At 65.3% G+C, this 14,155-nt stretch carries 13 protein-coding genes; 7 read left to right on the top strand and 6 right to left on the bottom strand.

The genetic code is table 11. The annotated features are described in order from the left end of the window. From WT97_RS07795 to WT97_RS07815, 5 genes are all read right to left on the bottom strand, one after another. Positions 1-239, bottom strand: a 239-nt coding sequence (locus tag WT97_RS07795; protein WP_156440220.1) for an NAD(P)/FAD-dependent oxidoreductase, incomplete at its 3' end; no start/stop codon positions are given. Between the two features lie 21 nt (positions 240-260). Then, a complete protein-coding gene (locus WT97_RS07800; protein ID WP_082742280.1) occupies positions 261-926 on the bottom strand; it encodes a HutD family protein in 666 nt (221 codons plus the stop codon). Next, a complete protein-coding gene (locus WT97_RS07805; RefSeq protein WP_060036065.1) occupies positions 923-1,867 on the bottom strand; it encodes an electron transfer flavoprotein subunit alpha/FixB family protein in 945 nt (314 codons plus the stop codon). Before WT97_RS07805 ends, WT97_RS07800 begins: the two co-directional genes overlap by 4 nt. Then, positions 1,864-2,643, bottom strand: a complete 780-nt coding sequence (locus WT97_RS07810) for an electron transfer flavoprotein subunit beta/FixA family protein (protein ID WP_156440221.1) — start codon at positions 2,641-2,643, stop codon at positions 1,864-1,866. Before WT97_RS07810 ends, WT97_RS07805 begins: the two co-directional genes overlap by 4 nt. 27 nt (positions 2,644-2,670) lie before the next feature. After that, positions 2,671-3,855: an FAD-binding oxidoreductase gene (locus WT97_RS07815; RefSeq protein WP_060036064.1), complete on the bottom strand. Its 1,185-nt coding sequence runs from the start codon at positions 3,853-3,855 to the stop codon at positions 2,671-2,673. Positions 3,856-4,034: 179 nt separating this feature from the next. Here WT97_RS07815 and WT97_RS07820 point away from each other — a divergent pair, with 179 nt between their 5' ends. Both WT97_RS07820 and hutG read left to right on the top strand, forming a co-directional pair. After that, positions 4,035-5,000, top strand: coding sequence for a LysR family transcriptional regulator (locus WT97_RS07820; protein WP_060036063.1), 966 nt, complete (start codon positions 4,035-4,037; stop codon positions 4,998-5,000). Between the two features lie 16 nt (positions 5,001-5,016). Beyond that, entirely contained in the window at positions 5,017-5,826 is an 810-nt protein-coding gene (hutG, locus tag WT97_RS07825) for an N-formylglutamate deformylase (RefSeq protein ID WP_060353261.1), read from the top strand. 212 nt (positions 5,827-6,038) lie between these two features. Here hutG and WT97_RS07830 read toward each other — a convergent pair whose 3' ends face one another. Next, a complete protein-coding gene (locus tag WT97_RS07830) occupies positions 6,039-6,641 on the bottom strand; it encodes a helix-turn-helix domain-containing protein (RefSeq protein WP_060036061.1) in 603 nt (200 codons plus the stop codon). Between the two features lie 246 nt (positions 6,642-6,887). Here WT97_RS07830 and glnT point away from each other — a divergent pair, with 246 nt between their 5' ends. The 5 genes from glnT to WT97_RS07855 all read left to right on the top strand — a co-directional run bounded on the left by glnT (position 6,888) and on the right by WT97_RS07855 (position 12,842). Beyond that, positions 6,888-8,276: a type III glutamate--ammonia ligase gene (gene glnT / locus WT97_RS07835; protein WP_179949758.1), complete on the top strand. Its 1,389-nt coding sequence runs from the start codon at positions 6,888-6,890 to the stop codon at positions 8,274-8,276. Positions 8,277-8,288: 12 nt separating this feature from the next. After that, a complete protein-coding gene (locus WT97_RS07840) occupies positions 8,289-9,197 on the top strand; it encodes a class II glutamine amidotransferase (RefSeq protein WP_060036060.1) in 909 nt (302 codons plus the stop codon). Continuing rightward, on the top strand, positions 9,185-9,874 hold the full coding sequence (locus WT97_RS07845) for a protein glxC (RefSeq protein ID WP_060036059.1): 690 nt from the start codon (positions 9,185-9,187) through the stop codon (positions 9,872-9,874). The genes WT97_RS07840 and WT97_RS07845 overlap by 13 nt, the downstream gene beginning before the upstream one ends. A gap of 25 nt (positions 9,875-9,899) precedes the next feature. Then, positions 9,900-11,261 carry an FMN-binding glutamate synthase family protein gene (locus tag WT97_RS07850; RefSeq protein ID WP_034191060.1) on the top strand — a complete coding sequence of 454 codons (1,362 nt, stop codon included), beginning with the start codon at positions 9,900-9,902 and terminating at the stop codon, positions 11,259-11,261. A gap of 189 nt (positions 11,262-11,450) precedes the next feature. After that, positions 11,451-12,842, top strand: coding sequence for an ammonium transporter (locus WT97_RS07855; protein WP_060036077.1), 1,392 nt, complete (start codon positions 11,451-11,453; stop codon positions 12,840-12,842). Positions 12,843-14,155 lie beyond the last annotated feature (1,313 nt).

The raw sequence follows: 14,155 nt of genomic DNA on the forward strand, positions 1-14,155 counted from the left end.
CAGTCGGGGAACAGCTCGGTGATCGCGCGCGGGTCCATCACCGCGCCCGACAGGATGTGCGCGCCGATCTCGGAACCTTTCTCGAGCACGCACACGCCGATCTCGGCGCCTTTCTCGGCGGCCAGCTGCTTGAGCCGGATCGCCGCCGACAGCCCGGCGGGGCCGCCGCCGACGATCACGACGTCGTATTCCATCGATTCGCGCGGGCCGTATTGTTCGATAAGCGAGGCGTGAGACATGAGCGGATAAACGGGCAAGGATCAGCGTTCGACTGACTCGATCGCGACCGAGATCAGACGGGAGTCAAGTGTGTCGGATTGCAGATCGAGTTCTTCTACACGGTCGTCGAGCCATAGACCGTGCATCGGCAGCAGCGTCTGGGTGCTGAGCGACGCACTGCCGAAGCGCCATCGGCCGGCCGCGCAAATCAGCAGATGCGTTGACGCAGGCGTTACGCGGCACGAATGCGTCATCACGCTAACGGCGGCCTGGCACGAAGCTCTGCGCGTCATCACGTTGAGCACGTGCATGGGCCGCGCGATATCGGTCGTCCACACCGGCAAGTCGCCGGGAAAGCGTGCCGGCACGATCGGGTGGGCGACGAGATGCCCGTCCTGTGCGCGAAGCTCGACGCTCGTGTTGTCGATCGGCACGAGGATCCGGTCGACGCCCGGAAATTGCGAGAAGCGGGCCGATCCCTCGAGCGTGGCGAGACTGATACGCCAGTCGACGCTGCCGTTCGGGCCGATGCGGTTTGCGATCGTACGCGTGACGCCCGCGCCGTTTGCCCACGCCTCTGGCTCGATTTGCGTGCAATCGATGAACCGGATAGACGGGAAGCGTGACGTCCACGGTGCTCGCCCGGTCGAGGAAAGCGAAGCAGTCGCACGCGGGGCGCGCTCCTGCCCGGAATCCGCGTTCGTCATGCGCCACCTCCGGCCTCGACGTGACGTTCAAGTGCGGCCATCACGTCGAACAGGTCCCCGACGAAGCTCACGTCCGCAAACGAGAAGATTGGCGCATCCGGATCCTTGTTGACGGCGACGATCAACTTCGAATCCTTCATGCCGGCCAGGTGCTGAACGGCGCCCGAGATCCCGAACGCCAGATAGGCGTCGGGGGCGACGATCTTGCCGGTTTGCCCGACCTGGATCGAGTTCGGTGCGTAGCCGGCGTCGACCGCGGCGCGCGATGCGCCGAGGGCTGCACCGACACGCGACGCGAGCGCGCCGAGCCGTGCCATGTTCTCGCTGGACGCGAGCCCGCGTCCACCGGACACGACGATCGGTGCATTCGCGAGATCGATGCCGGCCGTCTGGGCGCCGTTGCGTTCGACCAGTGTGGTCGCGGCGAAGGCGGGCGGGGCAGCTACGGAATCGATCGGTGCCGGTTCGGCTCGCGCACCGGCTGCCGCGAACGACGATGCGCGCACGGTCGCAAAGGTGTTCTCGCGCACGCTTTCGACGGTCGCGACGATGCTTCCCGCATACCAGCCGCGCACGAAGCGCCCGTCGTTTGTGATGCCGGTGACGTCCGCGACGAACGCCGCAGCGGTGAGCGCCGCGGCCCGCGGCAACGCATTCCGGCCCAGCGTGCGATGGGCAGCCGCGATCAGTGTGTAGCACGGTGCCAGCTCGGCCAGCAACGCGGCGAGACTTTCCGGCGCGACGAGGCCGGAAGCGTCCGGCAGATCGGGCCGGAGCACTTGGTCGACGCCGTCGATCAGCGCGGCTTCCGCAGCGGTCGCGGGATCGAGTACCAGCAAGTCGACGGGATGTCGGCGTGTCGTTGCCGCGGTCACGACGCGCCGGACCACGTCCGGCAGCGTATGGTCGGCCGAGGCTTCGGCAACAACCAGCGTTCTCATGCGCAGACTCCTGTATGGGCAAAGACGTTGTGTGCGGCGAGCGCGGCAATCAGCGCATCGATGTCGGCCACGCGGTGACCCGAGCGCTGTACGGTGGGCTCGTCGAGTCGCACCGCGCGTGACGACGGCGCGAGGTCGACCGTGAATCGAGCGGCGGGAATGATCGCGAGCGGCTTCTGTTTGGCCTTGACGATGCTCGGCAGCGTCACGCGGCGCGGTTCGGCCAGACGCAAGTCGGCGCTCACGACGGCGCTTCCCGCCAGCCGCCAGATCGCGGTGCCGCTGTCGTCGCCGCACGTGACGCGCCAGCCGTCGCCGTCGGGTACCAGAGCGGTTGCATCGAGACCTTGCGGCCAACCGAGCAGGCCGGCCAGCATCGGCGCGACGCCGCCGGTGTCGTCGTCGATCGCCTGCTTGCCACAGAGCACGAGGTCGTACGGCGACGTGCCGAGGTACGCGTGCAGCAGCCGTGCTACGCCCAGCGAGTCGAGCGACGCGGTAGCGTCACCGGTGTCGACCAGGATCGCGTCGTCGGCACCCATCGCGAGGCCGGTGCGCAGCACGTCCTGGCAGGCGGACGGGCCGCACGTGATGACGCTCACCTGTGCGGCATGACCGGCTTCGCGCAGGCGCAGCGCCATTTCGAGCGCGCATTCGTCGAACGGGTTGACGGACGTCTTGAGGCCGGTCGTCTCGATCGAGCCGGCGGAGCCGACCCGCACGCGCACGTTCGGATCGACGACGCGCTTGATGGGCACCAGTATCTTCAGGGGCATGGGAATATCTCGTCGGAAGGATGACAATCAGGACACGGCGCCCAGGCCGTACTTGCCGGTGAGCAACGCGCCGGTCGTAAAGCGTTCGAGCGAGTAAGGGGCGAGCGACACGTCGGTTGGCTGTCCGAGCGCATGCTGCGCGAGCAGCCGGCCGATGCCGGGGGACAACTTGAAGCCGTGGCCCGAGAAGCCGAAACCGACGACGAGCCCTTCAAGGTCGCCGACGTTGCCGAGCACCGGGTTCCAGTCGGGGGTCACGTCGTAGACGCCGGTCCACGACGACGCGAGTCCGGCCGTCTCGTAGGCGGGAAAACGTTCGGCGACCTGCGCGCCGACTTCGGCGACGTAATCCAGCGAGATGTCGCCCTGTTCGGTTTCGGGCGCGTTCAGCGTTTCGCCGACGATGCCCTCGGAGACCAGCATCTGGCTGCCGCCGTAGCTGCGGTAATAGAGCATGCCGGGCGAGCCGAGGTCCTTGAACGCCGGCATCTGGAACGAATAACGTGCGTCGCATTCGAGCGCCAGCACGGTGTGCCGTTCCGGCTTGACGGGGAGCGGCACGTCGATCCAGCCGGACAGTTCCGGCGTCCAGATGTTCTGCGTACTGATCAGCGTGCCGCATATGAAGCGGCCGGCGCTCGTGTCGACGCCGACGATGCGGCGGCCGTCGCGCACGACGCCCGTGACGGTCGTGCCTTCGAGAATCTTCACGCCGCGCCGGCGGGCCGATTTGGCGAAGCTCATCGCGACCAGGTATGCGTCCGCGAAGCCCGCTTCCGGCTCGAAGCCGATCAGCGCGGCGTCGTCGAACTGCGCGATCGGCAGGCGGGCGTGTGCGTCGTCACGATCGAGCAACTGCACTTCGATGTCCATCGCGCGCTGCGCGTCGAGCGACGCGCGCAGCGGCTCGAGCTTCGCCCCCTCCGGCGCGCAGATCATGTAGCCGCACTTGACGAGCCCGCACGACGCCTCGTCGTCGCCGACGTATTCGGCGAAGTGGTTGAAGGCCGACCACGACGAGCGCGCCAGCTCGACGTTCTGGCGCACCGAGTAATGCGTGCGCAGCAGGCCGGACGATTGCGACGTGGTGCCGGCGCCGATCATGCCGCGTTCGATGACGAGCACGTTGCGTGCGCCGAGCGACGCAAGATGATGCGCGACCGACGTGCCGATCACGCCGGCGCCGATCACGATGAAATCGAAGTGGCTCATGGTTTCCCTCTGGGTAAGCGACGAGCCGATTCTAGGGAGCCGCGGCAGCGCCGAATTTTGTATTAGGCAAACTTATGCAACGTGCCCGGTAGCACTCATCCAGCGCCCGGGCAGGCCGAACCGGCGCACCATTCATCCCGTATTGCCGAACGGCCGACCCCGCCGCCACTGGAGCCGCTATGCGACGTACCCCACCGCCCATCGACCTGCGTGCGCTGCAGGCCTTCGTCGCCGTGTGCGAGACCGGTTCGATGACCGGCGCGGCCAGGCGCATCGGCGTCAGCCAGAGCGCGATCAGCCAGGCGGTTTCCGCACTCGAGCGCGAGCAGGGGACGGTGCTGTTCGATCGCGACAGCCGCCCGCCGCGCCCCAACATCGCCGGACGGGCCTTGCTGGAGCTGGCCGGTCCGCTGCTCGAGCATGCGCAGATGGTCAGCACGCGCGTCGGCGACGCGTCGGACACGGGGCGGCTGCCCGTGCGGCTCGGCTGCGTCGATTCGTTCGCGGCGACGGTCGGGCCGGAGTTGATCCGGGCGGTGTCGGGCACGTCGCGGCAGATTTCGATGTGGTCGGGGATCACGCCGGGATTGAGCAAGCAGTTGCATGACCGGGAGATCGACGTCGCCGTATGTACCCAGACCACGCTCAGCGATGCGCGCATCGTCGAAGTGCCGTTGTTCTCGGAAGCCTTCGTCGCGGTCGTCGCGCGCGCGCATCTGGCCGGGCGCCCGAAGGTCGACTGGCGAACGCTGGCCGCCGAACTGCCGTTGATCCGCTACACCGCGCGCTCCGTGATCGGCCAGCAGGTCGAACGGTTCGCGCGCCATCTCGGCATCGACTGCCCGAGGCGCTTCGAATTCGACGCGACCGATCCGCTGCTGAGCCTGGTTGCCGCCCGACTCGGTTTCGCGATCTCGACGCCGCTGTGCCTGTGGCAGGCGCGCCATTACCTCGGCGATGTCGCGGTCGTGCCGCTGCCGTCCGGCCGGCTCGGCCGGCGCGATTTCTTTCTCCTGCATCGGCAGGGTGAGTGGGAGGACTTCGTCACGGAGATCGTCGAGCTGACGCGCGCCGTGCTCGACCATTCGATCCGGCCCGCGCTCGCGCGCGCGGTGCCGCAGTTGCCCGAAGATGCATTGCTTTAATTCGTCCGGAGCCCTGATGAACGACCTTTACACGCTGCAACGCGGCGATGCGCCGCTGCTGATTTCGATTCCGCACCTGGGAACCGCCATACCCGCGCCGTTGCGCGATGCGTACACCGACCGCGCGCTGACGCTTGCCGATACCGACTGGCATCTCGATCGGCTGTACGCGTTCGCGACCACGCTCGGCGCGACGATGCTCGGTGCCACGGTCTCGCGTTACGTGATCGACCTCAATCGTCCGCCGGACGGCGAGAGCCTGTACCCGGGCCAGACGACGACGGGCCTGTGTCCGACCGAAACGTTTCGAGGCGAGCCCGTCTATCGCGAAGGATGCGCACCGGATCCGGCGGAGAAAGGCCGCCGGGTCGAAGCATACTGGCAGCCGTACCACACGGCGCTGGCGGCCGAGCTGGCACGGCTGCGCGAGCGCCACGGGCACGTGCTGCTGTGGGAGGCACACTCCATTGCCAGCACGCTGCCGCGGCTGTTCGACGGCAAGCTGCCGGACCTGAACATCGGCACGCAGGACAGCAGGACCGTCGCGCCGTCCGTGCAGGCCGCGGTCGAGCGCGAGGCCGCCGCAAGCCCGTTCACGTCGGTCGCGAACGGCCGCTTCAAGGGCGGCTTCATCACCCGCTCGTTCGGCCGGCCGTCGCGCGGTGTGCACGCGATCCAGCTAGAGATGTGCCAGTCGACCTACATGGACGAAGCCGTCCCGTTCGCCTACGACACCGCGCGCGCGGCGCTCGTGCAGCCGACGGTGCGCCGCATGATCTGCGCGGCGCTGGATGTGCTGGCGGCACTGCCGCCGATCGCAGCATAAGGGTCACTGATACATCTTCGTAACCGTGGTTCCCGTATCAGTGCGGCGTTGCACCGAAGTTGGCGTGGAGCCGCACCCGTAGTACGCAGGGAGTGGGTCGTCACCCGGTGACGCACGGGCGCCGTTCTGCTCGAAGTGTTTATCCACGGGAATCTTTGATTCCTGCAGATAAACCTGGCACGACGCTTGCGTTATCTCTTGCAACGCGGAGGTCATTCGTCGGCAGGCGGGCCGTAGACGAAGATCGACAGGAACTGGATCGGCGTCTTGATCAGGCGCTCCGGGCCGTGCGGTACGTCGGCGCGGAACGTCAGGGTGTCGCCCGGATGCAGGATGTAGGTCTGCTGACCGTGCCGGTATTCGATCACGCCCTTGAGCATGTGGATGAACTCGGTGCCAGGATGCTCGAATACGGGAAAGCGTTCCGCCTGGTCCTCCATCGTGATCAGGAACGGCTCGAAGATTTTGCGTGGACCCTGGTCGTAGGCGAGCAGATGGTAGGTGTGGCCGCTTTTCGTGCCTTTGCGGACGACTTCCATGCCGGCGCCTTTCTTCACGAGCTGGGCACCGCCCTGCGGGACGTCGAAGTTGCGGAACAGCACGGCCATGGAGACGCCGAGCGCCTGCGCAATGCGGTGAAGTACGTCGAGGCCGGTCGAGGTCTGTGCGTTTTCGATCTTCGACAGCATGCCGCGGCTGATGCCGGCCTGTTCGGCAACCTGGGCGATGGTCAGGCCGTGGCGCTGGCGAAGCTCGCGGATGGTCGACCCGAGATAGCGTTCGAGCGGGGTCTTGGTGTCGTCAGCGGTGTGCATCGTCGACCTCGAAAAGGGGCAAGGGTAGCAGATTGCGGCGTGCGCGCTGGCATGGTCGCGAGCGCTGGCCTGCGCGCCGAAAGTTTCATACAAGGAATTATTGTTTCATATCAATAAATCCCGTCGTAGGCAGAAGGTGTGGCCGCAACGTACCGGACACGGTGCTTGCCCATGTCGCGCAATGGGCCGCTCGCCAGTCGGGCGGAATCCGCAAACCAGTGAACGAAGCAGTTGCAAGGAGAGACGATGAACCTGAACGATGCGAGCCCGTTGCCAGCCAACGCGCTTGGAAGCGTACCGCGCTTCGACTCGGTGGACGAAGCGCAGACATATCTCGCGCAACACGGCGTGAAGTACGTGCTCGCGCAATTCGTCGACATTCACGGCGTGGCCAAGGCGAAGTCGGTGCCGGTCGCGCATCTGGGCAGCGTGCTTACCGCGGGCGCGGGTTTCGCGGGCTTTGCGATCTGGGGTGTCGGCATCGAGCCGAACGGGCCGGACTACATGGCGGTCGGCGATCTCGCGACGCTGACGCCGGTGCCGTGGCAGTCCGGGCTGGCACGCATCGCGTGCGACGGTCACGTCGACGGCGCACCGTGGGCGTTCGATTCGCGCGTGACGCTGAAGAAGCAGGTTGCCCGCCTGACCGAGCGCGGCTGGACGCTTTTTATCGGCCTCGAGCCCGAATTTTCGCTGCTGAAGCGCTCGGCGTCGGGCACGCTCGAGCCGTGCGATCCGAGCGATACGCTGGCGAAGCCCTGCTACGACTACAAGGGGCTGTCCCGCACGCGTGTGTTCCTGGAAAAGCTCACCGAATCGCTGCGCGCGGTCGGCATCGACGTTTACCAGATCGATCATGAGGATGCGAACGGACAGTTCGAAATCAACTACACGTACACCGATTGCCTGACGTCGTGCGATCACTACGTGTTCTTCAAGATGGCGGCGTCGGAAATCGCGAACGAGCTCGGAATGATCTGCTCGTTCATGCCGAAGCCGTTCGCGAACCGCCCGGGCAACGGCATGCACATGCACATGTCGATCAGCGACGGCAAGCGCAACCTGTTCGCCGACGACGGCGACGCGCTGGGCATGGGCCTGTCGAAGCTCGGCTACCGGTTCACGGCGGGCCTGCTCGCGCACGCACCCGCGCTGACGGCGCTCTGCAACCCCACGGTGAACTCGTACAAGCGCCTCGTTGTCGGCCGCTCGCTGACCGGCGCGACCTGGGCGCCTGCGTACGTCAGCTACGGCGACAACAACCGTTCGACGATGGTGCGGATGCCGGGCGGCCGAATCGAACTGCGTTTGCCGGACAGTGCGTGCAACCCGTATCTCGCGACGGCCGCCGTGATCGTCGCCGGGCTCGACGGCATCGACCGCGACCTGTCGCCGGGCGCGCCCGCGAACGAGAACCTGTACGAGTGGCCCGCACAGAAACTCCGCGACCACGGCATCGGCGTACTGCCGCAAAACCTCGGCGAGGCGCTCGACGCGCTCGAAGCCGACCGGACGATCTGCGATGCGCTCGGGCCGGTGGTCAACGAGTTCATCAAGCTCAAGCGAATGGAGTGGCTGGAATACATGCGCCACGTATCGGACTGGGAAATCAAGCAGTACGTCGAATTTTTCTGAGGAGCAGGCAACATGTGTGGAATCGTAGGATTGCTGGTCAAGACACCGGCGTTGCGCGACCGGCTGGGCGAGTTGATGGTGCCGATGCTGATCGGCATGACCGAACGCGGCCCGGACTCGGCCGGCCTCGCTGTGTTCGGTGACGCGGTCGAGCCGGCCCAGCGCAAGCTGAGCCTGTACTCGGGCTTTACCGAGGAAGGCGAGCACTTTCCGTGGGACGTGCTGCTCGACCGGTTGAAGGCGTGCGTCGACGCGGCGGCGCGTGTCGATGCGAAGGGCAACCACGCGGTGCTGACCGTTCACGCGCAGGCCGACACGGTCAGGCACTGGCTGAACGAGCACTATCCGCGCGTGTACTTGCTGTCGGTCGGTCGCTCGATCGACCTGTACAAGGACATCGGCCTGCCCGCCGACATCGCCGCGCGTTACGCGTTCGGTGGCCTCAAGGGCTCTCATCTGGTCGGCCATACGCGGATGGCGACCGAGTCGGCGGTGACGCCGGATCGCGCGCATCCGTTTACGGCCGGCGAGGATTTCTGCCTGGTCCACAACGGCTCGCTTTCGAACCCTTACGGCGTGCGCCGGAAGCTGGAGCCGAAGGGCATTCACTTCGATACCGACAACGACACCGAGGCGGCGTGCCGCTTCCTCGAATGGCGACTGCGCGAAGGCGACACGCTGCCCGTGGCACTGCAGAAGGGCTTCGAGGAGCTCGACGGCTTCTACACGTTCCTGATGGGGACACCCACCGAGCTGGCGCTGATTCGCGACCCGTTCGCGTGCAAGCCGGCCGTCGTCGCCGAGAACGACGATTACGTCGCGATCGCGTCGGAGTTCCGTTCGCTCGCGCATCTGCCGGACATCAGGAACGCCAAGGTATTCGAACCCGCACCCGAGGAGATGTACGTATGGAACGCATGACATTCGACCTTGAACGCGCCACCGTCCGGGACGTCAACCAGTACCTGCACGGCAGCGCGGACGTACTCGACGGGCAGGCGATCGTCGTGGCCTCGCCGAACGGCGCGCACAACATCGCGGTCGGCGTGGACGCCGACGTGACCGTGACGATCGACGGCCACGCGGGCTATTACGCCGGGGGCATGAACAAGCGCGCGACGATCGTCATCGAGGGCAGCGCCGGGACCGGCGTCGCGGAAAACATGATGAGCGGCAAGGTACACGTGAAGGGTTTCGCGTCGAACGGCGCCGGTGCTTCCGCGCACGGTGGGCTGCTCGTGATCGATGGCGATGCCGGATTGCGTTGCGGCATCTCGCTGAAAGGCGGCGACATCGTCGTCGGCGGGTCGGTCGGCAGCTTCTCCGCATTCATGGCCCAGGCAGGCCGGATGGTGATTTGCGGCGACGCGGGCGACGCACTCGGTGATTCGTTATACGAAGCGGTGCTCTACGTGAAGGGCGAAGTGAAGTCGCTCGGCGCGGACGCGCAGTTCGAGCCGATGGCCGACGCCGACTTCAGTGCAGTCGCGGCGCTGCTCGATGCGGCCGGGCTCGACCACGATCCGCGCGCGTTCAGGCGCATCGCTTCGGCCCGCACGCTCTACCACTGGAACGCCGACGCGAACCAGGAATATTGAATCCACGCTCCATCGAGACAACGCCATGGAAGTCAAACCCATTCATTTCGCCCGCTTGCAGCAGGAAGAGTCGTACGGCTACGACCGTAAGACGATCGACTACATCCACACGGCCGCCCAGCGCGGCTTGTACGAGATTCGCGGCCTCGGGGCGAAGCGTCATGTCCCGCACTTCGACGATCTGCTGTTTCTCGGTGCGTCGCTGTCGCGTTACCCGCTCGAAGGCTATCGCGAGAAATGCACGACACAGACCGTGCTCGGCACGCGCTTCGCGAAGAAGCCCGTCGTGCTCGACATCCCGATCACCGTGGCCGGGATGAGCTTCGGCGCGCTGTCGGCGAATGTCAAGGAAGCGCTCGGTCGCGCGGCGACGGCGGCCGGCACGTCGACGACGACCGGCGACGGCGGGATGACGCAGGAGGAGCGCCGTTCGTCGAAGACGCTCGTCTACCAGTGCCTGCCGTCGCGCTACGGCTTCAATCCCGACGACGTGCGCCGTGCCGATGCGATCGAGGTCGTGATCGGGCAGGGCGCGAAGCCGGGCGGTGGCGGCATGCTGCTCGGGCAGAAGGTCAATCCGCGCGTGGCGTCGATGCGCACGCTTCCGGCGGGCGTCGACCAGCGCTCGGCGAGTCGCCATCCGGACTGGACCGGCCCGGACGATCTCGCGATCAAGATCCAGGAACTGCGTGAGATTACGGACTGGGAGAAGCCGATCTACGTGAAGGTCGGCGCAACGCGCACGTTCAACGACGTGAAGCTCGCGGTGCATGCGGGCGCGGATGTCGTCGTGGTCGACGGGATGCAGGGCGGCACGGCGGCCACCCAGACCTGCTTCATCGAGAACGTGGGCATTCCGACGCTGGCGGCGGTCCGTCAGGCCGTCGCCGCGCTCGAGGACCTGAACATGAAGGGGCAGGTTCAACTGATCGTGTCGGGCGGCATTCGCACCGGTGCAGACGTCGCCAAGGCGCTCGCGCTCGGCGCGGACGCGGTCGCGATCGGCCAGGGTGTGCTGATGGCGCTCGGCTGCAACAGCGAATCGTACTTCCAGGACGGCATGCTGCATTCGGCTGCGGCGGATTACGCGGCGCTGCATACGTCGCCGGGTTTCTGCCATCACTGTCATACCGGCAAGTGTCCGGTGGGCGTGACGACGCAAGACGCGGTCCTCGAAAAGCGTCTCGAGCCGGAAGAGGGCGCGCGCCGTGTGCGGAACTACCTGAAGACGCTGAACATGGAGCTGACCACCATCGCGCGCGCATGCGGCAAGCAGAACGTTCACCACCTGGAACCGGAAGATCTCGTCGCGCTGACGGTGGAGGCGGCCGCGATGGCGCGCGTGCCGCTGGCCGGCACGTCGTGGATTCCGGGCGAGCGGTCATGACCGCGGTGTGACGGTTCGCATGACACGACGCCGTCTTGCGGCATGCGGCGCCGTGTCGTCGGCCGATTCAGACGGCGCGACTCGCTCCGTGCATCCGTGCGGTGTCGCGGCCATTCCTTGTGTTGCTGGTGGGTCATCGGTTCGCACGTGCATCGCGGTGCGGCGCAGGCCTTGATTCTGGGAAACGACATGAAAAAGACGATTGGCTGGATTCTGTGGGCCTGGCTCGCGATGCAGGCGTTGCCCGCGTTCGCGAACGACAAGGCGGTGGCGGTGCCGAACAAGGGCGACACCGCGTGGATGATCGTCGCGACGCTGCTCGTCGTGATGATGGCGGCGCCCGGGCTTGGCCTTTTCTACGGCGGAATGGTGCGCGCCAAGAACATGCTGTCGATCCTGATGCAGACACTGGTCGTGTTCTGCCTGCTCGGCGTGCTATGGGCGGTGTACGGTTACAGCGTCGCGTTCACCGAGGGCAACGCGTTCTTCGGCGGCCTTTCGAAGGCGTTCCTGGTCGGCATCACGCCGGACTCCACCGCCGCGACGTTCAGCAAGGGTGTCGTCATTCCGGAGTTCATCTACGTGTCATTCCAGTTGACGTTCGCCGCGATTACGCCCGCGCTGATCGTGGGCGGCATCGCCGAACGCGCGAAATTCTCCGCGGTGCTGGCGTTCATGGTGCTGTGGTTCACGTTTTCGTACCTGCCGATCGCGCACATGGTCTGGTATTGGCCGGGCCCCGACGCTTACACGAGCGGCGCGGCGGCCGACAAGGCCAACGTGACTGCCGGCTTCCTGTTCCAGAAGGGGGCGATCGATTTCGCCGGCGGCACCGTGGTGCATATCAATGCGGGCATCTCGGCTCTGGTCGGTGCGATCATGATCGGCAAGCGGGCGGGGTTCGGCCGGGAAACAATGGCGCCGCACAACCTGACGATGACGATGATCGGCGGTTCGCTGCTGTGGGTCGGCTGGTTCGGATTCAATGTGGGTTCCGCGCTCGAGGCAAGCGGCGCGGCCACGCTCGCATTCGTCACGACGCTTTTGGCAACATGTGCGGCGACGGTGTCGTGGACTTTCGTCGAGTGGTCGCTGAAGAAGAAGCCGTCGATGCTCGGCGCGGTGTCCGGTGCGATCGCCGGCCTGGTCGTGATCACTCCGGCATGTGGATTCGTTGGGCCGATGGGTGCGATCGTGATGGGGGGAATCGCGGGCATCGTCTGCTATTGGGGCGTCAATGGACTCAAGCGCCTTCTCGGTGTCGACGATTCACTCGACGTATTCGGCGTGCACTGCATCGGCGGGATCGCGGGTGCGCTGCTCACCGGGGTATTCGCGTCGCCGTCGCTGGGCGGAACCGGGATCTACGACTACGTCGCGAACAAGGTGGCCGATTACCACATCGGCGAGCAACTGATTGCACAGTGCTGGGGCGTCGGGACCTCGCTCGTGTGGTCGGCGGTCGTGTCGGTCGTCGCATTCAAGCTCGTCGATATGACGATCGGCCTGCGTGTCGACGGCGACGGCGAACGTGAAGGGCTCGACGTCAGCTCGCACGGGGAGACGGCCTATCATTCGTGAGGCGTGGCGCAGTCGCGCCACTCTCTTTGCCGACGAGGTCCGGGGCCGCGCCAGTCTTCGGGCCTACGTCTATCTTCTCGTCGGAAACCACATGCCGGCCCCGCGGCGGCTTGTGGGGCGACTCGAACACAATCGGGACCGTGCGAGCGACTTTTTGGGCATTTTGGCGGGAAACTTATCGGCATCCCTTTGCCGGTAAGGTATTCGGGCCGATATTGGATTGCTGCTGGGCCCGATATGGGAAGATTTGTGGATAGCTGGCTATCTTCGACTGCGGGAGCCTTACCTGGCGGGTCTCCGCGACCGATGGTTGTAGTCGGCTGCCTTCCGCCACATGGCTTATAGCGGATCTCGCGCTATCAAACGTAGCGCGATTGATTTCGGCAAATTTATACTTTTTTCCCAAAGCCATCATTTGGTCAGCTTCACTGTGTCCGCGCGGTAGTTGCGCACGTAGTGCCCCGTCATGGTGGCGGATGTATACCCGAGTTGCATTTGAGCCTGCCGACCGTCGCCTGTGCTGCCAGTCTCATTGGTACCGACTTTGGCGCGCAAATCTCGCAACTGAAAGTCTTCATCCTCGACGCCAGCCGCCCACCGAGCCCTCTCGAAAGCGCCGCTGCAGCGTATCGAGCGTCATGCGCCGCCCCATCCCGTTGACGATGGGGACCGTACTGACGATTCGGTAACCGACTTGCGTGCGCGAATCCTAGCGATCACGGCGCTTCAGTGTTCCCGAAACCGCCATTCGCAATTTTTCCCCAGTCTTCCCCGGATCGATATGCAGACACATTCTTAAGCCTGACGGGGAGCGTTCCCCGTACGGGCGTTCCTCGCTTTTTTCTTTTCGAGGAACGCAATGAAACTGAAGTCCAAGTCGGCTGCCCTGGTTCGAAGCCTGACGATCTCGATCCGACCGAAGCCCATTCGCACGGGTACGGGACGACGAACCGAGTGATGCCGCTGATCGCGATGCACGGCGGTGCTCCCAACCGCCGGCGCTTGGATACCGCTATGCGGTGATCACGCAGCTCGCTCTCGATAAGCGGCCCCCATGAAAACCAACGTGCTCTGGAATATGAGCGACCCTAGTATGCGGATGAAATCGGTGCCTCGGGCGGGCCTGCCGATAGAACATCCAGCGATCGATGCCCGATGGTCGGTCGATCCTGTTTGACATGAGCCAATATGCCGGTTGGATGTTAAGGCAAATGGCCGACCAGTTGGCGGTCGCTCAAGGCAATTAACAAATGTTCGGGAACGGATGTTTCTACGTCATGCAGTCTATTTGTAACAGAATGTAACTTTTGGGT

It is taken from the genome of Burkholderia sp. MSMB1459WGS (assembly GCF_001534535.1).
Classification (GTDB): domain Bacteria; phylum Pseudomonadota; class Gammaproteobacteria; order Burkholderiales; family Burkholderiaceae; genus Burkholderia.